General features: G+C 66.4%; 13 protein-coding genes. 8 read left to right on the plus strand and 5 right to left on the minus strand.

The genetic code is table 11. The features are described 5' to 3' along the window. The first annotated feature begins 75 nt into the window (after positions 1 to 75). Genes ACVILH_RS29475 through ACVILH_RS29485 form a run of 3 tightly spaced genes read left to right on the plus strand, consistent with a single transcriptional unit; the run spans position 76 to position 3,417 of the window. Positions 76 to 912 carry a branched-chain amino acid ABC transporter permease gene (locus ACVILH_RS29475; protein ID WP_456716020.1) on the plus strand — a complete coding sequence of 279 codons (837 nt, stop codon included), beginning with the start codon at positions 76 to 78 and terminating at the stop codon, positions 910 to 912. A gap of 46 nt (positions 913 to 958) precedes the next feature. Next, positions 959 to 2,719: a branched-chain amino acid ABC transporter ATP-binding protein/permease gene (locus ACVILH_RS29480; RefSeq protein ID WP_456716021.1), complete on the plus strand. Its 1,761-nt coding sequence runs from the start codon at positions 959 to 961 to the stop codon at positions 2,717 to 2,719. Beyond that, positions 2,716 to 3,417: a branched-chain amino acid ABC transporter ATP-binding protein gene (locus tag ACVILH_RS29485; RefSeq protein ID WP_456716022.1), complete on the plus strand. Its 702-nt coding sequence runs from the start codon at positions 2,716 to 2,718 to the stop codon at positions 3,415 to 3,417. Before ACVILH_RS29480 ends, ACVILH_RS29485 begins: the two co-directional genes overlap by 4 nt. Here ACVILH_RS29485 and ACVILH_RS29490 read toward each other — a convergent pair. Both ACVILH_RS29490 and ACVILH_RS29495 read right to left on the minus strand, forming a co-directional pair. Further along, entirely contained in the window at positions 3,414 to 6,536 is a 3,123-nt protein-coding gene (locus tag ACVILH_RS29490) for an efflux RND transporter permease subunit (protein WP_456716023.1), read from the minus strand. The genes ACVILH_RS29485 and ACVILH_RS29490 overlap by 4 nt on opposite strands. 41 nt (positions 6,537 to 6,577) lie before the next feature. Continuing rightward, positions 6,578 to 7,828 (minus strand): efflux RND transporter periplasmic adaptor subunit, encoded by a 1,251-nt coding sequence (locus ACVILH_RS29495; RefSeq protein ID WP_456716024.1) that lies wholly within the window; start codon positions 7,826 to 7,828, stop codon positions 6,578 to 6,580. A 1,401-nt stretch (positions 7,829 to 9,229) separates the two neighbouring features. Here ACVILH_RS29495 and ACVILH_RS29500 point away from each other — a divergent pair. The 4 genes from ACVILH_RS29500 to ACVILH_RS29515 all read left to right on the plus strand — a co-directional run bounded on the left by ACVILH_RS29500 (position 9,230) and on the right by ACVILH_RS29515 (position 13,351). Then, entirely contained in the window at positions 9,230 to 10,255 is a 1,026-nt protein-coding gene (locus ACVILH_RS29500; RefSeq protein WP_456716025.1) for a 2-keto-3-deoxygluconate permease, read from the plus strand. A 4-nt stretch (positions 10,256 to 10,259) separates the two neighbouring features. Further along, on the plus strand, positions 10,260 to 11,501 hold the full coding sequence (locus ACVILH_RS29505; protein ID WP_456716026.1) for a four-carbon acid sugar kinase family protein: 1,242 nt from the start codon (positions 10,260 to 10,262) through the stop codon (positions 11,499 to 11,501). Further along, positions 11,498 to 12,496: a 4-hydroxythreonine-4-phosphate dehydrogenase PdxA gene (pdxA, locus tag ACVILH_RS29510; RefSeq protein ID WP_456716027.1), complete on the plus strand. Its 999-nt coding sequence runs from the start codon at positions 11,498 to 11,500 to the stop codon at positions 12,494 to 12,496. Before ACVILH_RS29505 ends, pdxA begins: the two co-directional genes overlap by 4 nt. A gap of 87 nt (positions 12,497 to 12,583) precedes the next feature. Continuing rightward, positions 12,584 to 13,351, plus strand: coding sequence for a DeoR/GlpR family DNA-binding transcription regulator (locus ACVILH_RS29515; protein ID WP_456716028.1), 768 nt, complete (start codon positions 12,584 to 12,586; stop codon positions 13,349 to 13,351). Positions 13,352 to 13,370: 19 nt separating this feature from the next. Here the strand turns inward: ACVILH_RS29515 and ACVILH_RS29520 are convergent, their stop codons facing one another. The 3 genes from ACVILH_RS29520 to ACVILH_RS29530 all read right to left on the minus strand — a co-directional run bounded on the left by ACVILH_RS29520 (position 13,371) and on the right by ACVILH_RS29530 (position 19,669). Further along, positions 13,371 to 16,988, minus strand: coding sequence for an error-prone DNA polymerase (locus ACVILH_RS29520; protein ID WP_456716029.1), 3,618 nt, complete (start codon positions 16,986 to 16,988; stop codon positions 13,371 to 13,373). A 403-nt stretch (positions 16,989 to 17,391) separates the two neighbouring features. Then, complete coding sequence (locus ACVILH_RS29525; protein ID WP_456716030.1) at positions 17,392 to 18,981, minus strand: Y-family DNA polymerase; 1,590 nt, start codon at positions 18,979 to 18,981, stop codon at positions 17,392 to 17,394. Beyond that, positions 18,881 to 19,669 carry an ImuA family protein gene (locus tag ACVILH_RS29530; protein WP_456716031.1) on the minus strand — a complete coding sequence of 263 codons (789 nt, stop codon included), beginning with the start codon at positions 19,667 to 19,669 and terminating at the stop codon, positions 18,881 to 18,883. The genes ACVILH_RS29525 and ACVILH_RS29530 overlap by 101 nt, the downstream gene beginning before the upstream one ends. A gap of 185 nt (positions 19,670 to 19,854) precedes the next feature. Here ACVILH_RS29530 and ACVILH_RS29535 point away from each other — a divergent pair, with 185 nt between their 5' ends. Continuing rightward, positions 19,855 to 21,093 (plus strand): putative DNA modification/repair radical SAM protein, encoded by a 1,239-nt coding sequence (locus ACVILH_RS29535; protein WP_456716032.1) that lies wholly within the window; start codon positions 19,855 to 19,857, stop codon positions 21,091 to 21,093. Positions 21,094 to 21,161: the final 68 nt, after the last annotated feature.

The raw sequence follows: 21,161 nt of genomic DNA on the forward strand, positions 1-21,161 counted from the left end.
GTTTGGCTTCTGATCGGGTATGATCCCGCGGGGCGGACCTGAGGCCCGCCCCGCTTCTCTCAAGTGGAAGTCATCATGCTGACCGTCGCCCTCGATGCCGTCACGACGGCCGCCATGCTCTTCATTATTGCCGCCGGCCTCCTGATCGTGTTCGGCGTGATGAAGATCATCAACTTCGCCCACGCCGCGTTCCTGACCGTCGGCGCCTATTCGGCCCTCGTCGGCGCGCAACTCGGCTTGCCCTGGTTCCTGGTTCTACCGCTGGCCTTCATCGCCGGTGCGATCTGCGGTGGCATCACCGAGATCGTCATCGTCCGCCGCCTCTATAAGCGCCCGCTCGATGCGATCCTCGCCACCTGGGGTCTCGGCATCGTGCTGGGACAACTCATCACCCTGATGTTCGGCCGCGAGGTGCAGTTCGTGCAGGCGCCGATTTCCGGCACGGTGCATCTGTTCGGCGCCGACTATTCGGCCTACCGGCTTGTCATGATCGTCGCGGCCGTCATCGTCGGCCTGCTGTTCACCGCGCTGCTCAACGGCACGCGGCTGGGCCTATCGACCAAGGCCGTGATCATGAACGAAATGCTGGCACAGGGACTCGGCGTCGATTCCTCGCGCGTGCGGCTCATCACCTTCGCGCTGGGCAGCGGACTCGCCGCGCTGTCCGGCGCGCTCATCACGCCGCTGTCGAGCGTCGATCCGAACATGGGCGTGCCCTGGCTGATCGGCGCCTTCATGCTGGTCATGGTGTCCGGCGGCTCGCTGCTGGCGCTGGCCGGGTCCTGCGCCGTGCTGGGGACGTTGCAGGTGCTGGTCTCGACCTTCGTCAATCCGATCCTCGGTGGTCTGACGATTGCGATCTGCGCCGCGATTGTGCTGCGGATCCGGCCGGAGGGTTTTGCCCGTGCCTGAAGCGCGCCCCCTCGTCTCTCCCGCGACATCCCCAACGAGCCGTGCGATGCCGCGCCTGATCGTCCCCGCGTTGCTGGTGGCGCTCGCCGCCGGCGTGATCCTCGTCGCGCCGCTGCTGCTCGATACGTACCTCGTGAACATCCTGGTCCGCGCCTGCTTTGTCGCGATCGCGGCGATCACCGTCGACATCATGTGGGGCTATTGCGGCACGCTGACTTTCGGCCAGTCCGCCTTCTTCGGCATCGGCGCCTACGCGCTCGCAATCATGTTCACCGAATATGGCTTCGGCACGTGGCAGATCTTCGCTGCGATCGGCGCCGCGGTGGCCGTTGCTGCGGCGGTTGCCGCCTTCACCGGCTGGCTGTCGTTCTATCCCGGCTCGACACCGCTCTACGCCTCGGTGATCTCGCTGGTGGTGCCGATCGTGCTGGTGCAGATCCTGTACTCCGGCGGCACGTTCACCGGTTCGTCGAGCGGCCTCGTCGGCTTCGAGAGCTTTGACCTGGAGATCGAGACCTGGCTGCGCCTCGCCGGCCTCGGACTGCTCGCGACCGCGGTGCTTGCGCTCGTCATCATGCGCAGCGACACCGGCCGCCTTTTGTCGGCGCTGCGCGACAATGACGCGCGCTGCACCTATCTCGGCATCGACACGTCGCGCCTGCGCATCATCGTGCTGGTGCTCTCCGCGATCGTCTCCGCACTGGCCGGCTTCTTCTATGCCGGCTTCGGTGCGGTCGCCGCGCCCGAGAACGCCAGCTTCACCTTCGGCACCAATCTCGTGATCATGGTCGCGCTCGGCGGCCGCGGCACGGTGATCGGTCCTGTGATCGGCGCGCTGTGCATCGAGGTCGCCAGCGCCTATCTCGCCAACAGCCTGCCCTATGTCTGGGAGCTGATCGTCGGGCTGGCGCTGATCGTAGTGATCCTCGTGTTCCCCGATGGCCTGCTCGGCGCAGTGATGCATCTGATCAAGCGCGGGCGTTCGGCAGGCGCTACGACGGTTCTGCAGCCCGCCATCGCCGCCACCGTCGCCGACAATCCAGATGCCGTCGCCATTGAAGTACGCGCGCTCGGCAAGCATTACGGCAGTCTCGCCGTGCTGGACGGCGTTGAGTTCACGGCGTATCGCGGCGAGTTGCTGAGCTTGGTCGGTCCCAACGGCGCCGGTAAGACCACGTTGATCCGCTGCCTGTCCGATGGCCGCGAGCGCTCGACCGGCGACGTCGCCATCGTAGGCCACGACATCGCGCGGCTGCCGCCGGATCGGGTCGTTCGTTTCGGCCTGGGGCGCAAGTTCCAAACGGCGTCGGTGTTCGAGACGCTGACCGTCGCCGAATGCCTGCGCGTCGCGCGGACTCATGCCGATCCGCCCGCCCTCACATCGCGTTCGGACACCTTGGCGCTGCCTCCCGCAGCGATGTCGGTCGTCGAACGGTCCGGCCTCGGCGAACGGCTGGACGAGGAAGCGCGCAATCTCAGCCACGGGCTGAAGCAGGCGCTCGAGCTCGCGATGGTGCTGTCGCTCGAGCCCGACGTGCTGCTGCTCGACGAGCCCACCGCCGGCCTCACCCGCGCCGAGCGCCAGGGCTTCGCTGATATCCTGACCACCCTCGCCCGTCGCGACCGGCTGTGCATCCTCCTCGTCGAGCACGATCTCGATTTCGTCCGCGAGATCTCCTCGCGCATCATCGTGCTGCACCAGGGCCGGCTCGCGCTCGACGGCTCGGTCGACGAGGTCGTCAACAGCGAGTTGGTCCGCGAGATCTACACCGGTCAGCACGTGGCGCATGCGGAGGTGCCGGCATGAGCACGACGCTGGAAGTCAAAGAGCTCGCGAGCGGCTATGGCTCCTCGGAAGTGATCAACAATGTCGGCTTTGCGCTGGCGAAAGCCGAGACGCTGGCGATCGTCGGCAAGAACGGGATGGGCAAGACCTCGCTGCTCAAGGCCATCCTCGGCTTCCTGCCGGCGTGGCGCGGCAGTGTCACGCTTTCGGGCAAGGACGTCACACGGGTGGCGCCGCATCTGAAGCGCAAGATGGGGCTGGTCTATGTGCCGCAAGAGCATGCGCTGTTCCAGGACCTTTCCGTGCGCGACAACCTCCGGCTCGGTCTGCTGTCGGACAAGGATATCGATGCCCTGTTCGAGCAGGTCGGCGGCTGGTTTCCGGTGCTGACGAAACGGCTCGGCCAGCGGGCGGGAACGCTGTCCGGCGGCGAGCAGAAGATGCTGATCGTGGCGCGCGCGCTGATGGCCAAGCCCGACGTGCTGCTGCTCGACGAGGTCACCGAAGGCCTGCAGCCCTCCGTCGTCGACCGCCTCTCCGAGGTGCTGGTGCGCGTCCGCCGCGAGATCGGCACCTCCATGATCGTGGTCGAGCAGCATCTGCCTTTTGCCCTGTCGATCAGCGACCGCTACCTCGTGTTCAAGCGCGGCGAGATCGTCGATGCCGCCACTGTTGATGCCGGTGCAGCCGCGCGGATCGACGAGCATATGCGGATCTAGCGAGCCCTCCGGCGGGAGAACAGCGAGATCAGCACCGGCAATGTGATCAGGATGACCATCGGCGCCAGCATCATGCCGGTGACGACGACGATGGCGAGCGGCTTCTGCACCTGCGAGCCGATGCCGGTCGACAGCGCCGCCGGCAACAGGCCGATGCCGGCGACGACGCAAGTCATCAGCACCGGGCGCAGCTGCAATTCGCCGGTGCGGATGACCGCCTCGATGCGCTCGACACCCTCGTCGATCAGCTGGTTGAACTGCGACAGGATGATGATGCCGTCCATCACGGCGATTCCGAACAAAGCGATGAAGCCGATCGCGGCGGACACGCTGAACGGAATGCCGGAGAGAACAAGGCCGACGACGCCGCCGAAGATCGCCATCGGGATCACGCTCATCGCAAGCAAGGTGTCGGCCATCGAGCCGAAATTGAACCACAGGAGCACGCCGATCAAAGCGAGGCTGATCGGCACCACGATCGACAGCCGCTTGATCGCGTCCTGCAGATTGCCGAACTCGCCGACCCACTCCACGCGTGAGCCGGCCGGCAGCTGCACCTGCTCGGCGACCTTCTGCTGCGCCTCCTGGATGGCGCTGCCGAGGTCGCGCTCGCGCACTGAGAACTTGATCGGGAGATAGCGCTCCTGCTGCTCGCGATAGATATAGGCCGCGCCCGACACCAGCTTGATGGTCGCGACCTCGCTCAGCGGAATCTGCGTGATGCCGTTCGGCCCCTGCGCGCCGATGCGCAGATTCTCGATCGCCTCGGCGCTCTTGCGATATTCCGGCGCGAGCCGGACGATGATCGGAAAATGCCGGTCGCTGCCCGGCTCATAAAGATCGCCCGCGGTGTCGCCGCCGATCGCGACCTTGATGGTGGCGTTGATGTCGCCGGGCGCCAGCCCGTAGCGGGCAGCCTTGGCGCGGTCGATATCGATCTGCACGGTCGGCTGGCCGAGCGAGGTGAACACCGCAAGGTCGGTCACGCCCTGCACCGTCGACAGCACCTGCTTGATCTTGTTCGCGGTATCGGTCAGCGCCTGCAAATCGTTGCCATACAGCTTGATCGAGTTCTCGCCCTTCACGCCGGACACCGCTTCGGAGACGTTGTCCTGCAGATATTGCGAGAAGTTGAACTCGACGCCCGGGAAGCGGTCGTCGAGCTGCTTCAACAGCTCGGCGGTGAGCTGGTCCTTGTCCTTGGTGCCCGGCCAGTCCTTGACCGGCTTGAGCGGCGCGAAGAACTCGGCATTGAAGAAGCCCGCGGCGTCGGTGCCGTCATCGGGACGGCCGTGCTGCGAGACCACGGCCTCGACTTCGGGGCGCGCGCGGATCATCTTGCGCATTTCGTTGACGTAGGCGTTGCCCTCCTGGAGCGAGATGGTCGGCGGCAGGGTGGCGCGAATCCAGAGGTTGCCCTCTTCCAGCTTCGGCAGGAATTCGAGGCCGAGCAGCCGGCCCACCACCACCGTGAGCAGCACGAGACCGATCGCGCCGGCCATCACCAGGTTGCGGTTGCCGACCGCCCAGCGCAGCACCGGCGCATAGATCGCGTGCAGGATCCGCATCAGCCGCGTCTCGGTCTCCTCGACATGCGCCGGCAGGATGATGGCGCTCAGCGCCGGGGTCACCGTGAACGTGGCGAGCAGACCACCGGCCAGCGCATAGGCATAGGTGCGTGCCATCGGCCCGAAGATGTTGCCCTCGACGCCGCTGAGCGTAAACAGCGGCAGGAAGGCCGCGATGATGATCGCGGCGGCAAAGAAGATCGAGCGCGACACGTCGGCGGCCGCCGACAGGATGGCGTGGCTCTTCATGCCCATCATCGTCTCGGGCGAGATGTGGCTCGACTCCGCCTCCGACAACGGCGTGGTCTGCGTGAGGCGCCGGAAGATCGCCTCGACCATGATCACGGTGGCATCGACGATCAGGCCGAAATCGATCGCGCCGACCGACAGCAGGTTGGCGGACTCGCCGCGCAGCACCAGGATGATCACGGCAAAGAACAGCGCGAACGGAATCGTGGCGCCGACGATCAGCGCGCTTCTGAGATTGCCGAGGAACACCCATTGCAACAGCACGATCAGGCCGATGCCCACCACCATGTTGTGCAGCACGGTGTGCGTCGTGGTGTCGATCAGGTCCTTGCGGTCATAGATGCGCTCGATGCGGACGCCCGGGGGCAGGATGGTCGAATTGTTGATCTGGTCGACCAGCTGCTCGACGCGCGCAATGGTTGGCGAGCTCTGCTCGCCGCGCCGCATCAGCACGATGCCCTGGACGATGTCGTCATTGTTGTTAAGGCCGGCGATGCCGAGCCGCGGCTTCTCGGCCACCGTGACGTTGGCGACGTCCTTCACCAGCACAGGGTTGCCGCCGCTCTGCGACACCATGGTGTTGGCGAGGTCGTCCATCGAGCGGATCAGGCCGACGCCGCGCACCACGGCCGATTGCGTGCCGATCTCGACCGTGTTGCCGCCGACATTGATGTTGGAGTTGCCGACCGCCTGCAGCAGTTGCGGCAAGGTCAGGCCGTTGGCGACCAGCTTGTTGAAGTCGACCTGGATCTCATAGGTCTTGGTCTTGCCGCCCCAGCCGGTGACGTCGATGACACCAGGCACGGCGCGGAAGCGCCGCTGCAGCACCCAGTCCTGCAAGGTCTTGAGGTCGAGCACGCTGTAGCCGGGCGGGCCGCGCAGCCGGTAACGATAGATCTCGCCGACCGCGCTGAGCGGCGAGATCTGCGGCGTGACGTTGCCCGGCAGCGGCGACAATTGCGACAGGCGGTTCAGCACCTGCTGCAAAGCCTCGTCATAGGTGTAGTCGAACGAGAACTGCAGCTTGACGTCGGACAGGCCGTACAGCGAGATCGTCCGGATGGTCCGCAAATTCTTGATGCCGGCGACCTGGGTCTCGATCGGGATCGTGATGTAGCGCTCGATCTCCTCGGCCGACAGGCCGTTGCTCTGCGTCACGATGTCGACCATCGGCGGGGTCGGATCGGGATAGGCTTCGATGTTGAGCTGGCGGAACGCAATCAGGCCGCCGATCAGGACGGCGACGAACATTCCAACCATCAGGAAGCGCCGCTGAACGGCGATGGAAACGAGGCGGTCCATTCAGGTCGGAGCTTTCAGCACGGCAGGCAGGAGGACTTTACTCAGCTGCCGGAGGCAGCGCGATCGATGAACAGGCTGCCCTTTGTGACGATCTGCTCGCCCGCGCTCAGATTGCTTTCGACGGCGACTTGGTCGCCATTGATCAATCCGGTCTTGATCTTGCGCAGCTCGATCGACTTGTCCGGACGTGCAACCCAGATGCGGACCTGGTTGCCTTCATAGATCAAGGCCTGACGGGGCACAGCGACAGCGGGCTGCTCGCCGGGCGAATAGATCGTCACGTTGGCGAACATCTCAGGCTTGAGCACGCCATCCTTGTTGTCGATGGTCGCCCGCACCAGCAGACGGCGCGTTGCCGGATCGATCGACGCCGCGACGTAGTTGATGTTGGCCTTCAGCGGCCGGCCGGGCAGCGCCAGCACGTTGACGAGGATCTCCTCCCCGATGTTCACCAGCGCCGCATCGCTCTCGCGGACGAAGGCCGTCAGCCAGACGGTGGAGAGATCGCCGATCACGAACACGGGGTCGCTCGCGCCGGAGTTGACATACTGGCCGGGACCGACCTTGCGCTGCACGACCGTCCCGCCGATCGGCGCGTAGATCGTGATCTCGCGGTCGATCACGCCCTTGTTCTGGAAGTCGCTGATCGCGGCGTCTGTGAAGCCGAGGATGCGCAGCTTGTTGCGGGCGGCCTCGAGCGCGGTCTGCGACGACCGCATGTCGTTCTGCGCCTGAACGGAGGCCGCCTCCGCCTGTTGGAAATCCTTGAGCGGGATCGCCCGGCCTTCGAACAGATCCTTGGCGCGCTTGTACTGGATGTCGGCGAGGTCGAGCGCCGACTTCGCCTTGTTCATCGAGGTGATGGCGGTGATGAAATCGTTCTGCGCCTGCACGGTGTCGGCGGCCTCGATCACGAACAACGGCTGGCCCTGGCGCACGGTCTCGCCCGGGCGAGCCAGCAGCTTGGTGACGCGGCCGGCATAGGGGGAGAACACCGGCGTCGAGCGATCCTCGTCGACGGCGACCTTGCCCTCGGTGATGTGCTCGGCGCGGAATATCTTTTCACAGACCGGCTCGATCGTCAGCGTCGCCCACTCCGCCGCCGACGGCGTGAAGGTCGTGCCGTTGCGCTTCGACTGGCTGGAGAGCTCGATGTTGTCCTTGGACGACGGCGCCGAGCTCAACTGGGTGTAGCCGTAGGCGCCCGCGCCGGCGATTGCCAGCACGGCCAGGCCCAACACCAGCCGCTTGGTGCTGATCATCTGCGGAAGTGGGTTCGTGTCAGGCGCCATGGCTGTTTATGACTGGCTCGTTTGATCCGTCGACGATTCCGGCATTGGCGGGCTCATCGTTGCGCTAATAGTGCGGAACTGGAGCTTTAAACAACCTAAAAATCGCCAAACTCGCCTCTGTCTTGCTTTAAAAATTTGAAACTTCAACGACCGCCGTTCAGCTTGCATTCAGGTCATTTTGAGCAAGCGTCACTTTCTTCTGCGTCGCACCATGATGTCATCCTGTCGTAATGATCGCGGGGAACGGTGTCGGGACCTCACGGGCCAACTTCAGCGGGTATATCCCTACTCCGCCGATCATGTTCACACATAGGCCGCCGCATCTGGCAGGCGGCGGGACATGCCTGATCATTGCGGATCTCCGAAATCACCACCTCCAAGACGAACATAGCAACTTAGCCTCGCGGCGCAGATGCGTCCGAGTTGTGCCGTTCGTTTCACCCTCTCGTGAGGAGGGCGCAGGGAAGGCAAGGCGCCGACTGACGCCTGCGGCCCGCCTGCTAACAAGAATGCAGGCGGCAGGTACCACAGGTGCAGCCGAGATCACCCGGCCTTCCCTGCGCGACGGTTTTCACGTTTATACGCAGTCTGCCTGGTGCGCCGGGCTTTTTGGCCACCATTGCCCACGCGGCGCGCAAGCGCCGTCGCGAACGTAGCACCAGCGTCGGGGTGCCAGCACGCTGCGATTTCACGTCCGCGCGCTGCCGTTCGTCCACGTGCCAAGCACGCTGCGGCAACACCACGGCCATCGCTCCCCGCCCCGCGTGTCGTGACGATCGCGCGCTACGCCCCTTCTCGATGGGACGGGATACGCGAGAATAGAACATGATTTCGTAAAAATGTAAAGCCGTTTTCTGGAAATGCGAAGCAACGGGACCGACTGAACACCGTCTGGACGACGCGGCGGGTGGGCACGTCACGACGCGCGATGCGCGCCGTGCCTTTGCCCACCCTACAGATTGAGGCTTGATCCTACAAACTAACAAGAAGGCTCGGGGGTCAGCGCGAGGCAGCGGAGCTGCATCGACCAGCAGCCGCACAGGCAGCTTCGCGCAGGCCTTGCTCGGATTTGACTCGATGGATCTTAGGTTCGAACCATTCCCGGCTGAGGCAATCCTGGCCCGCAGCGGTTCTTGGACGGATCCGCGGCACCCTCTGCGGGTTGGCCATGGCTCGCTTGAGGGGGAACCTTTCGCAGGCGGAAGAGCAATCGATTGGATCGGGCAATCGGCCGAGCTCCGCGGGAGGGAGCTTGGACAAGTCAGCCATGAAATGCGCATAATGCGCAATTTGCATTTGCATTCTGCGTTCATCGAGCATAATTGACCAAAGAGCGCATATTATCTCTCATAAATTGCGCAAAATGCTCAGAACTGACGTCATCAGGGAAGGACGCGGGACATGCAGGTGCCCATCAAGCAGACGATCGAGAAGGTGCCGGGCGGGATGATGGTGGTGCCGCTGCTGGTCGGCGCGCTGATCGCGACGTTCTTCCCCGAGACGCCGAAATTCTTCGGCTCCTTCACCGGCGCGCTGTTCTCGGGATCGCTGACCATCCTTGCCGTGTTCTGCGTCTGCATGGGCGCCAGCATCGACTTCCGCGCCACGCCCTACATCTTCAAGAAAGGCGGCACCCTGCTGGTCGTGAAGGTCGGCGTCGCCGTGATCCTCGGCGTCATCTTCGGCCGCCTTCTCGGCGAGACGCCGGTGACCTCGGGCATGTTCGCAGGGATCTCGACGCTCGCCATCGTCGCCGCGATGAACGACACCAATGGCGGCCTCTACATGGCGCTGATGGGCCAGTATGGCCGGCCGCGCGATGTCGGCGCCTATACGATCATGACCCTGGAAAGCGGCCCGTTCCTGACCATGCTGACGCTCGGCGTCGCCGGTCTGTCGGCCTTTCCGTGGCAGGCGCTGGTCGGCGCCATCCTGCCGCTGGTCGTCGGCATGATCATCGGCAATCTCGACCGCGAGATGCGCGCCTTCCTGAGCCGCGCGATCCCGGTGATGATCCCGTTCTTCGCCTTCGCGCTCGGCGCCGGACTCGATTTGTCGAAGGTCTGGCAGGCCGGCCTGCTCGGTCTCGGCATGGGCGTCGCGGTGGTCATCGTGACCGGCATTCCGCTGTTCCTTGCCGACCGCATCACCGGCGGCACGGGCGTCGCCGGCGTCGCCGCGGCCTCCACCGCGGGCAATGCGGCGGCCGTTCCGGCCATCGTGGCCGCGGCCAATCCGGCCTATGCCCCCGCGGCCGGCCCTGCCACCATCCTGATCGCGGCCTGCGTCGTCGTCACCGCCATCCTGACGCCGCTGTTGACCGCCTGGGTCAGCCGCAAGGTCGGCCCTGGCGCGGACATGGAGAGCGAGGACGAGGTGGCGAGCGCCGCTGCACTGACACCCACGCCACGTCCGGCAGGTCACTGATCCCATGGCAGGCTGGCTGATCGTCGCGGACGACCTCACCGGGGCAGCAGATTGCGCGATCGCCTTCGGTCGGCGCGGTCGCGCCGCCGCGGTGACCTGGGGAGAGGACGCGTCCGATCACCGGCTGCCCGTGCTCGCCTATGACGCGGCGAGCCGCGGCCTTTCGGCCGAGGACGCCGCGCGCCGGCACGGCCACGTGCTGGCGCGGCTCGCCCGGCCGGGAGTGCGGCTGTTCAAGAAGATCGACTCGACGCTGCGCGGACAGCCGGCAGCGGAGACGGCGGCGACGCTTGCGCATCTCGCGCAATCGGGCCCGGCCTTCGGCGTATTCGCGCCCGCCTTCCCCGCGACCGGCCGCACCACGGTGAGCGGGCGCATCCTGGTGCAGGGACGGCCGCTCGAACAGGCCGAGGTCTGGCAGCGCGACCACAGCTATCCGACCGCCGATCTGGCCGACGTGCTCGCAACCGCCGAGGTGAATAGCGAGAAGGTGGCGCTCGCCGCGGTGCGCGGCCCCGGCCTGAAGGACACTCTGGCCCGGCTCGCGGCCGAGGGGAACATCGTCGCCATCTGCGATGCCGAGACCGAGCACGATCTGCATCTGATCGCGGCCGCAAGCAGCGAGGTCTCGCCGGCGCCGTTCTTCATCGGCAGTGCCGGCCTCGCGCATGCGCTGGCCGGTCTCGAGGCCGAGGAGACCGGCGAGACGTTGCGGATTCCGGCCAGCGCCTGCGGCACCCTGATCGTGGTCGGCTCGCTCGCGGGAGCCTCGCGCGCGGCGGCCCGCGCGCTGCAGGCGAGCGGCACCGCAAGGCATTTTCCGGTCGCACCTGAGATGCTGCTGGCTCGGGATGACGACGCCCGCGCCGCGCTCGCCGCCGGCGTGACCGCGCATCTTGCGCAAGGCGGCAATGCGCTCGTCGAGATCACGATGACCGATCACCCCGACATGCGGCTGGGCGCGCAGCTTGCGAACAGTCTCGCTGACGCGCTGCAGACGGTCGCACCCGCCATCGGCGCTTTCGCCGCAACCGGCGGCGAGACCGCGGCCGCCCTGCTCACGCGCTTCGGCGTCAACGGCATCCGCCTTGCTGACGAAATCGAGCCGGGCGTGTCGCTCGGCCTCACGCTTGGCCAGATCGCCGTTCCCATAGCCACCAAGGCCGGCGCGTTCGGCGACGCGCACAGCCTGATCCGCATCAGCGAACGGCTGCGCACGATCCGAACCAGAGGAAGCTTTTCATGACACGTCCGACCATCGCAATCACCATGGGAGATCCGGCCGGCATCGGGCCTGAAGTGATCATGAAGGCGCTGGACCATCCGGAGACGCGGTCGATCTGCAATCCGCTGGTGATCGGCGATGCCGCGCGCCTGCGCAAGGCGGGTGCAATCGTCGGCACCGCTCGCGGAGTCGATTCGCTTGGCGAGGCCAACGAAGCCAACTTCGCCTCCGAAGCTGTTCAATGCGTCGACCTGAAGCTCGTGCCGGACGATCTGCCGTTCGGCCAGGTGTCGCCGGTGGCCGGCGAAGCCGCCTATCGCTTCATCGAGAAGGCCGTCGAGATCGTGCAGGCGGGAACCGCGCAGGCGATCTGCACCGCGCCGCTCTCCAAGGAGGCGCTGCATGCGGCCGGGCACAAATTCCCAGGGCATACCGAACTGCTGGCGCATCTCACGGGCACGCCCGAAGTCTCGATGATGCTGGTGTCGCCGAAGCTGCGCGTCATCCACGTCACCACGCATATCGGCCTCTTGGACGCGATCGCGAAGATCGAGCCGGGGCTCGTCGAGCGCGTGATCACGCGCGGGCATGACGTGCTGGTGCGCGCCGGAATCAAACATCCGAAGATCGGCGTCTGCGCGATCAATCCGCATGCCGGCGAGAACGGCTTGTTCGGCCGCGGCGAGGAGGCCGCCAAGATCACGCCGGCGGTGGAAGCCTGCCAGCGCAAGGGCTGGGACGTGCGCGGGCCCCTACCCGCCGACACGCTGTTCTTCCTGGCCGGCCGCGGCGACTACGACATGGTGGTGGCGATGTATCACGACCAGGGCCACGGCCCGATCAAGGTGCTGGGGCTGGAGGCCGGCGTGAACATCACGGTCGGCCTGCCCGTGATCCGCACCTCGGTCGACCACGGCACGGCGTTCGACATCGCCGGGAAAGGCATCGCCGACGAGCGTAGCCTGATCGAGGCGCTGCGCCAGGCGGCGGATCTGGCGCCGAAGCTCGCGGCCTGACGCATTGCGCAGGCACGCCGGCATGCTATGGCGTCCCCTCATCAGCGGGCGCCATGAACAGGGCGCGGCATTGAGGGTGAGAGGTCGATGTCGATGCGCAGCAAGGAGCGGCATGCCCGTCTCCTCGAAGCCTTGAACGCCGGCGAGATCGATGTCGACGATCTCGCCCGGCGCTTCGACGTCTCCGCCTCGACCGTGCGCCGCGACCTGCAGCATCTGTCGAAGAGCAACGCCGTGCGCCGCACCTATGGCGGCGCCATTCTCACCGGCCATGTCGCCGAGGCCACGCTGGAGCAGCGGCTCGCGGTGCAGGGCCGCGAGAAGCAGGCGATCGCGCGCGCGGCGGCCGAGCTGATCGAGGATGGCGACACCTTGATCCTCGATGCCGGCTCGACGGTCGCCGCCTTCGGCCGGCTGCTGCTGCAGCGGCGGCTGCGCATCATCACCAACAATCTCGCGCTGCTGCCCTTTCTCGCCAAGGCGCCGGCGCTCGAGATCGTGGTGCTCGGCGGCGCGCTGCGCACCACCAGCATGAGCACGATGGGCCCGCTGGCGGGCGATGCGTTGCGGCGGATCACGGCCGACCGCGCCGTGATGAGCGCCGACGGCGTGGTGACGGGCCGCGGCCTGTGCGAAGCCGATCTCGACCAGGTGGCGCTGAAATCGCTGATGATGCAGCAGGCCCGCGAGCTGATCGTGCTCGCCGACGCCGGCAAGCTCGGCCGCGCCGAACAGGACGCCTGGGCCCCCCTGCCACCGCGCTGGACCCTGGTGACGGATGACGGCGCCTCGGAGACGCAACGCGCGGCGTTCGCGGAAGCCGGCGCGCGGGTCGTGATCGCCCGCACCGGCTGAGACGCGATCTGCGTCCGCCTCAATGAAAATCGCGCGAGCGCGGCAGGATGCGGACGTTGCGGGGGTGGCTGACGCGCTGGGAGGAATTGTCCGGGTGATCGCGGCGGTCGTCGTTGAGCGGCTCTGCCGGCATCTGACCTTGCGGGATGGCGCCGAGGCGGTCGTCGGACAGCAGGGCGAGATCGGCGGTGCGGTCGACCAGGCGCTCGGCCACGAGGTGTACCACCTTCTCCGGGCTGCTCTGGATGCGGCCTTCGACCAGCACCAGGCGCGCGCCCATCACCTCCTTGCGGAAGGTCTCCATCACCTTCGGCCAGACCACGATGTTGGCGATCCCGGTCTCGTCCTCCAGGGTCATGAACACGACACCCTTGGCGCTGCCCGGCCGCTGCCGCACCAGCACCACGCCGGCGCAGCGGATACGACGGCGGTCATTGGCGTCGTTGACGTCGCGGCAGGCCAGCACGCCCTCGGCGGCGAAACGCCGGCGCAGGAATTCCATCGGGTGGCCCTTCAGCGACAGGCGGATGGTCTGGTAGTCCGCGACCACATGCTCCGGCAGCGGCATCTCGGGCAGCGGCTGTGCCCCCTCGTCCGGCTGCTCGCGGGCGATCGCGGCCTCGAACAGCGGCAGCGGCACATCGTCGGGCAGCCGGCGCACGGCCCACAGGGCTGCGCGGCGGTCGAGCCCGAGCGAGCGGAACGCATCGGCATCGGCCAGCAGCAGCAGCGCGCGCTTGGGCAGCGCGGTGTCGCGGGCAAAGTCTTCCAGCGAGGTGAACGGACGGCGCTGGCGCGCGCGGATGATGCGGTCGGCCCAGTCGTCCTCGCGGTCGGCATCCGACAGCAACATGTGAGCTTGTTGTTCGTTGTCATTCCGGGGCGAGGCGACAGCGTCGCGCTCTCGAAATCCATCAATGAATTGTGAGTCGGACAACACTCTATCCCCGCCGTCATTCCGGGGCGCCCGGAGGGCGAGCCTGGAATCCATACTCCCGATCGTGGTTATGGATTCCGGGCTCGCGCTGCGCGCGCCCCGGAATGACACCGAGGATATAGTCGGCAACGAACGTGTAGAAACGGCCAATGCTTCTTTACGCACCGCTTCCGACAACTTCCTGATCCGCTCCTCGTCGCGGTCGATCCAGCGAAAGCCGTCGATCTGGCGGAAGCCGAGGCGGACGGCGCAATACTTCCCATTCGTATCCTCCAGCGTGTTGTCGGCAAAGCTGTAGGAGACATCGATGTCGCGGATCTCGACGCCGTTCTTGCGGGCGTCGCCGACGATCTGGGCCGGCGCGTAGAAACCCATCGGCTGCGAGTTCAGCAGCGCGCAGCAGAACGCATCGGGATGGAAGCATTTCAGCCAGGACGAGACATAGACCAGCTGCGCGAAGCTCGCGGCATGGCTTTCCGGGAAGCCGTAGGAGCCAAAACCCTTGATCTGGTCGAAGCAGCTCTTGGCGAAGGCCGGGTCGTAGCCGCGCGCGATCATGTTCGAGACCATCTTCTCCTCGTAGGAGCCGATGGTGCCGACATTGCGGAACGTCGCCATCGCGCGGCGCAGGCCGTTGGCTTCCTCCGGCGAAAATTTTGCGGCTTGAATCGCGATCCGCATCGCCTGCTCCTGGAACAGCGGCACGCCGAGCGTCTTGTGTAGAACTTTGTAGAGCTCGTCGGACGGGCCGTGATCCGGCGACGGCGCGGGATAGCCGACCTTCTCGAGGCCGTTCCGACGGCGCAAGTACGGATGCACCATGTCGCCCTGGATCGGGCCGGGCCGGACGATCGCGACCTCGATGACGAGATCGTAGAAGGTGCGCGGCTTGAGCCGCGGCAGCATGTTCATCTGTGCCCGGCTCTCGACCTGGAACACGCCCAGCGACTCGCCCCGCTGCAGCATCTGGTAGACTTCGTTGTCGTCCTCCGACTTGATGTCGGCGAGCACGTAGCGCCTGCCCTTGTGATCGGCGATCAGAGCAAAACTCTTGCGGATGCAGGTCAGCATGCCGAGCGCGAGCACGTCGACCTTCATCATGCTGAGCGCGTCGACATCGTCCTTGTCCCATTCGATGAAGGTGCGGTCGTCCATCGCGGCATTGCCGATCGGCACGTAGCTGTCGAGCCGGTCCTGCGTCAGCACGTAACCGCCGACATGCTGCGACAGATGGCGCGGAAAGGTGATCAGCTCCGAGGCCAGCTCCACGGCGCGGCGGATCATCGGATTGGTCGGATCGAGCCCGGCCTGACGCACCTGCATGTCGGAGAGGCCGTCGCCCCAGCTGCCCCATACGGTATCGGCGAGCACCGAGGTGACGTCCTCGGTCAAGCCGAGCGCCTTGCCGACATCGCGGATGGCGCTGCGCGGGCGATAATGGATGACGGTGGCAATGATCGCGGCGCGGTGGCGGCCGTAGCGGCGGTAGACATATTGCATCACCTCCTCGCGCCGCGAATGCTCGAAATCGACGTCGATATCCGGCGGCTCCAGCCGCTCCTTGGAGATGAAGCGCTCGAACAGCAGGTCGATCTTGGTCGGATCGACCGAGGTGATGCCGAGCACGTAGCACACGGCCGAGTTCGCCGCCGAGCCGCGGCCCTGGCACAGGATGCCCTCGCTGCGGGCGTAGCGCACGATGTCGTGGACGGTGAGGAAATAATGCGCGTAGTTGAGCTCGGCGATCAGCGCCAGCTCCTTGTTGAGTACCGCGCGCAATTTGTCATCGAGCTTGTCGCCGAAATAGGTCTTGGCGCCGGCCCATGTCAGGTCCTCCAAATGGCCTTGCGCGGTCTTGCCCGGCGGCACCGGCTCGTCGGGATATTGATATTTGAGCTGGTCGAGCGAGAAGGTGATGCGATCGGTGAAGCGCAGCGTCTCGGTGATCGCGTCGGGATGATCTCGGAACAGCCGCGCCATCTCGTGTCCCGGCTTGAGATGGCGCTCGGCATTGGCCTGGAGACGGCGGCCGATGCTCTCGATCGAGGCCTTCTCGCGGATGCAGGTCAGCACATCCTGCAGCATGCGCTGCTGCGGGTGATGATAGAGCACGTCGTTGGTGGCGATCAGCGGGACCTTGGCTGACGCCGCGAGGCGCGCCAGCCGCGTCAGCCGGCGGCGATCGTCGCCGCGATACAGCAGGCTGCCGGCGAGCCACACGCCTTCGGCGGCGCTGTCTTTCAGACGGGTCAGGATTTTGCCGAGGGCATCCTCGTCGAAGCGATGCGGCGGCATCAGGACCAACAGCTGGCCGTCGATGAAGTCGAACAGATCCTCGAATGTCAGGCGGCAATCGCCCTTGGCGACCTTGTCCAGATCGCTGCCGCGCTTGCCGCGGGTGAGCAGCTGGCATAGTCGGCCATACGCCGCGCGGTCGCGCGGATAGACCAGGATGTCCGGCGTGCCGCAGGTGAAGACGAGCCGCGCGCCGTAGAGCAGTTTCGGCTTGTAGCTGAGCTGGTCGTTGCTCAGCTCGCTATAGGCACGCACGATGCCGGCCAGCGTGTTGTGATCGGCGATGCCGATGCCGGTGAGGCCATAATCGGCGGCCTGGTGCACATAGGCCTGGGGATGCGAGCCGCCGTGCAGGAAGGAGAAGTTGGTGGTGATGCCGATCTCGGCGTAGCGGGTGGGAGTCATGGGGCGGCCGCGGAGATTGGGACGGCGCGTGGTCTATGCACGACATCGTTAGTGTGAGCACATCTCTCGCAGCTTGCGCGGTCCTTACCTCGCCCCGCTTGCGGGGAGAGGTCGGATTGCATCGCAAGATGCAATCCGGGTGAGGGGGGCTCTCCGCACGGTCGGTGGGCGTGGCTGCCCCTCACCCCAACCCTCTCCCCGTGAAGAACGGGGAGAGGGAGCGCACCGGTCGCGCTGCAAGTGCTCGGATCCAATGTCCAAGCTAGCTTCGTTCCGATGACAACGGGGACCGCAAACGCGGATGGTCTGTCACCCCACCCCGGCTCGCATGCGCGCATGCGAGCCGACCCTCCCCCTCCAGGGGAGGGTGAGCAGCGCGCTTGCCGTGCGACCACCCTGCCCCTCATGCAAATAGCCCGTGCATGTACCAGGAGGGCTGCACCGGCGGGCCGTTCTCCGGCTGCTCCAATTCACGGTCATACAAGCCGTCGCGGTAGAGCCAGAAACGCAGGCCATGCTCGTCCTCGACGCGGAAATAGTCGCGGGTGAGGCCCTGACCGTCGGGGCGCCACCATTCCATCGCGATGCGCTCGGGGCCTTCGGCGCGGACCACCGCATGCGCGGCGCGGCGCCAGACGAAACGCGCGGGCGGGCCGTCGGGGATGCCGGCGATCACCTGGATCGCCTCGGGGCGCGCGAAAAGCCTTAAAGGACGCAGCGGCGGCTCGCCGTCGTGGCGTTCGGGCCAGGCGGCGGTGCTGGTGGCCGCGAGATTGTGCTGGGCCGGCAGCGGCAGCGCCGCGCGCTCGGGGAGATGCGTGTCGACCGGCAGGTGCACGACGACGCGTTTGCCGCCGATGCGGGCGGCGATGCGGTCGATCAGCGCCGAGAGCTCGTCATTGTCGTGGACATGGGCATCGAGATCGCGCTGCTGCTGCACCACGATCTCGCTGCGGCCGGCGGCGAGGCGGATCATGTCGAAGCCGAAGCCGGGATCGAGTGGATCGTTCAGCGCCTCCAGCCGCTCGCGGAACAGCCGGTCGATGACGGCGGCGTCCGTCACCGGCTGGCCGGTGTCGATGGCGATGATGCGCACCAGCCCGTCGGTGCGGAAGAAGCAGGCCTCGAGCCGCCGCGCGCCCTTGCCCTGCTGCGCCATCGCCGCCACCAGCATCGCGGCCAAGCTGGAGAGGCTCGCCGCGATCACCGTGTCGGTCGCGACCGGCTCGGCAAAGCGCTTGTCGACGATGTAGTCCGGCGGCACCTTGCGCGGGCTGATCGGCGCATCGGCCTCGCCCAGCGCCTGCGCCAGCACGCGGGTGAAGGCGGCGCCAAACCGGGCTGTGATCTCGTTGCGGCCGCGCGAGGCGACATCGCCGATGGTCTTCAGGCCGGCACGGCGCAGGCCGAGCGTGATCGCGTCGCTGCCGCCGAGGGCGGCCACCGGCAGGGTTGAGACCGCGGCCGCCTCCTCGCCATCCGGCACGATGCGACCATGCACCTGCCGGTTCAGCGTGCGGGCACACACCGCGTTGGAGGCGATCGCCGCCGACACAGTGAGGCCATGCGCGGTCAGCGCATCGCACACCGACTGCATCAGCTTCGCCTCGCCGCCGAACAGATGCACGCAGCCGGTGATGTCGAGCGACAGCCCGTGCGGCGGGTCGAGCGCCACCAGCGGCGTGAAGCGGTCGCACCAGTCGGCGATGCTCTCCAGCAATTTGGCATCGGCGGCGAGATCGGCCTCATGCGCGACGAGATCGGGACAGACCGCGCGGGCATTCGCCAAGGGTTGGCCAAGCGATACGCCGTGGCGCGCCGCGGCTTCATCCAGCGAATGAATCAGCAGCGCATTTGCGTCCTTGATGACGACGACCTGCGGCTTGCCTTGCTCAAGCGGATCGGCGACGCGGCTCCGCTTGATGCGCTCGATGGGCAGGCGCGGCAGCCACAGGCTGAGGATCCGCCGCCGGTTCGCTGAAACGGCACGCATCGGGCATCCACTCCATGATCCATCGTCCGGTCTGGCCGTGACGGTTACGAATGAGCTCGGCATCGAGGCGCGGCGCGCCCCATGCCATCCATGGCGCCACCGCCGGCGACGGCGCGGTGCGCACCATCCAGCGCGTCTCCGCGGTCGACGGCTCCGGCGACGCGGCGACGCGCAGCAGCAGCGCGGTGACACCGGACTCCTGCGCCGCCAGGGTCAGCTTGCGGCTGGCGACGAGATCGAGCTTTGGCGTCTCGCCCCACACCTCCAGCATCACACCGCCCAGCGCATCGCAGGCGAGCGCATCGGCGGCGGTGCGCAAGGCGTGATCGAGATCGGGCGCGCGCACGACCACGAGGCGGCGCGGGTCGAGGCCGAGCTCGGCGAGCCCACTCATCGACAGCGCGCCGGCCTCGCGCTCGGCAAAATCCTGCCGGATCCAGATCAGCGGCCGCCGCGCGGCAACGCGCGCGGCGAGGCCCCACACGAAGCCGGTCGCGGCCGCCGCCTGGCGGCCGCCTTCCGCAAACACCTCGTGCAGCGCGCCGGTGGCAAGCCCGCCCTGCAGCACCGCATCGGCCTCGTCATGGCCGAGCGCGACCCGGCGCAGATCATGCGCGCCATCGGCCGCTTCGAGCCTAGCAATGCGGCCGCGCAGACGCGCGAGCGTATCCATGCGTGCGCCGGTCATCCGTCGCCGCTCCTTTCAATCCATCGTGCGGGTGCAGCCGTTCTCAAAAGAAAAGCTGGCTGTTGAACCCGCGACGAACCTCTTTGTTCATGATGTGTTCTAATATAAAGCTAACGCGTCCGAGAGAGTCAATCGGGATTGCCCCGGTCCGGATTCAACGAGTGGAATCAAAGGGATTCAAAAGCATGGAGCTGCTGCGCAAACTGGAGATCCTGGCCGATGCCGCCAAATACGACGCGTCCTGCGCCTCCAGCGGTACGGAGATGCGGGATTCCCGCGACGGCAAGGGGCTCGGCTCGACCTCGCCGGGCATGGGCATCTGCCATTCCTATGCACCGGACGGACGCTGCATCTCGCTGCTCAAGATTTTGCTGACCAATGCGTGCAACTTCGACTGCCTGTATTGCGTCAACCGCGCCTCCTCGAACGTGCCGCGCGCCCGCTTCACGGTCGACGAGGTGGTGAAGCTGACGATCGACTTCTATCGCCGCAACTACATCGAGGGGCTGTTCCTGTCGTCGGGCATCATCCGCAGCCCGGACTACACGATGGAGCAAGTCGTCTCCGTCGCGCGCAAGCTGCGCGAGGAGCATCGCTTCCGCGGCTACATCCATCTGAAGACGATTCCCGAGGCCGACGAGGCGCTGATCGCGGAAGCCGGCAAATATGCCGACCGGCTCAGCATCAACATCGAGACGCCGCTGGAGGACAGCCTCACCAAGCTGGCGCCGGAGAAGGACCAGCGCGCGATCCGCCGCACCATGGGCCGTCTCCGGCTCAAGCTCGACGAGACGGCGGAGGCGAAAAAGACGGTGCGCCGGGCCAAGCCGCCGCGCTTCGCGCCGGCCGGCCAGAGCACGCAGATGATCGTCGGCGCCGATGCCGCCAATGACCGCACCATCCTGTCGACCTCGGCCAATCTCTACGGCGCCTACAAGCTCAAGCGGGTCTATTACTCGGCCTTCAGCCCGATCCCCGATGCCAGCCGCGCCCTGCCGCTGCAGGCCCCGCCGCTCGTGCGTGAGCATCGGCTGTATCAGGCCGACTGGCTGATGCGGTTCTATGGCTTCGATGCCAATGAAATCGTCGAGGAGAACGAAGGGATGCTGCCGCTCGACATCGACCCCAAGCTCGCCTGGGCGCTGCGCCACCGCGACCGCTTCCCGCTCGACATCAACACAGCCAGCCGCGAGGAGCTGCTGCGCGTGCCCGGCTTCGGCACCCGCACCGTGCAGCGCATCCTCGCCACCCGCCGCACCACGACGATCCGCTTCGCTGATTTGGCCCAGCTCAATGTGATCCGGAACAAGGCGCTGCCGTTCATCGTTTTGTCAGACCACCGGCCGTCGCCGTCTTTGCTGGACGGCGCCAGCCTCAGGGCCCGGCTGCGGCCGAAACCGCAGCAGCTGGGATTTGGATTTTAGCCAAGTCGTCATTGCGAGGGGCGAAGCCCCGAAGCAATCCAGGGGCGACACGACGACCCTGGATTGCT

The organism is Bradyrhizobium sp. USDA 4353 (genome assembly GCF_054063215.1).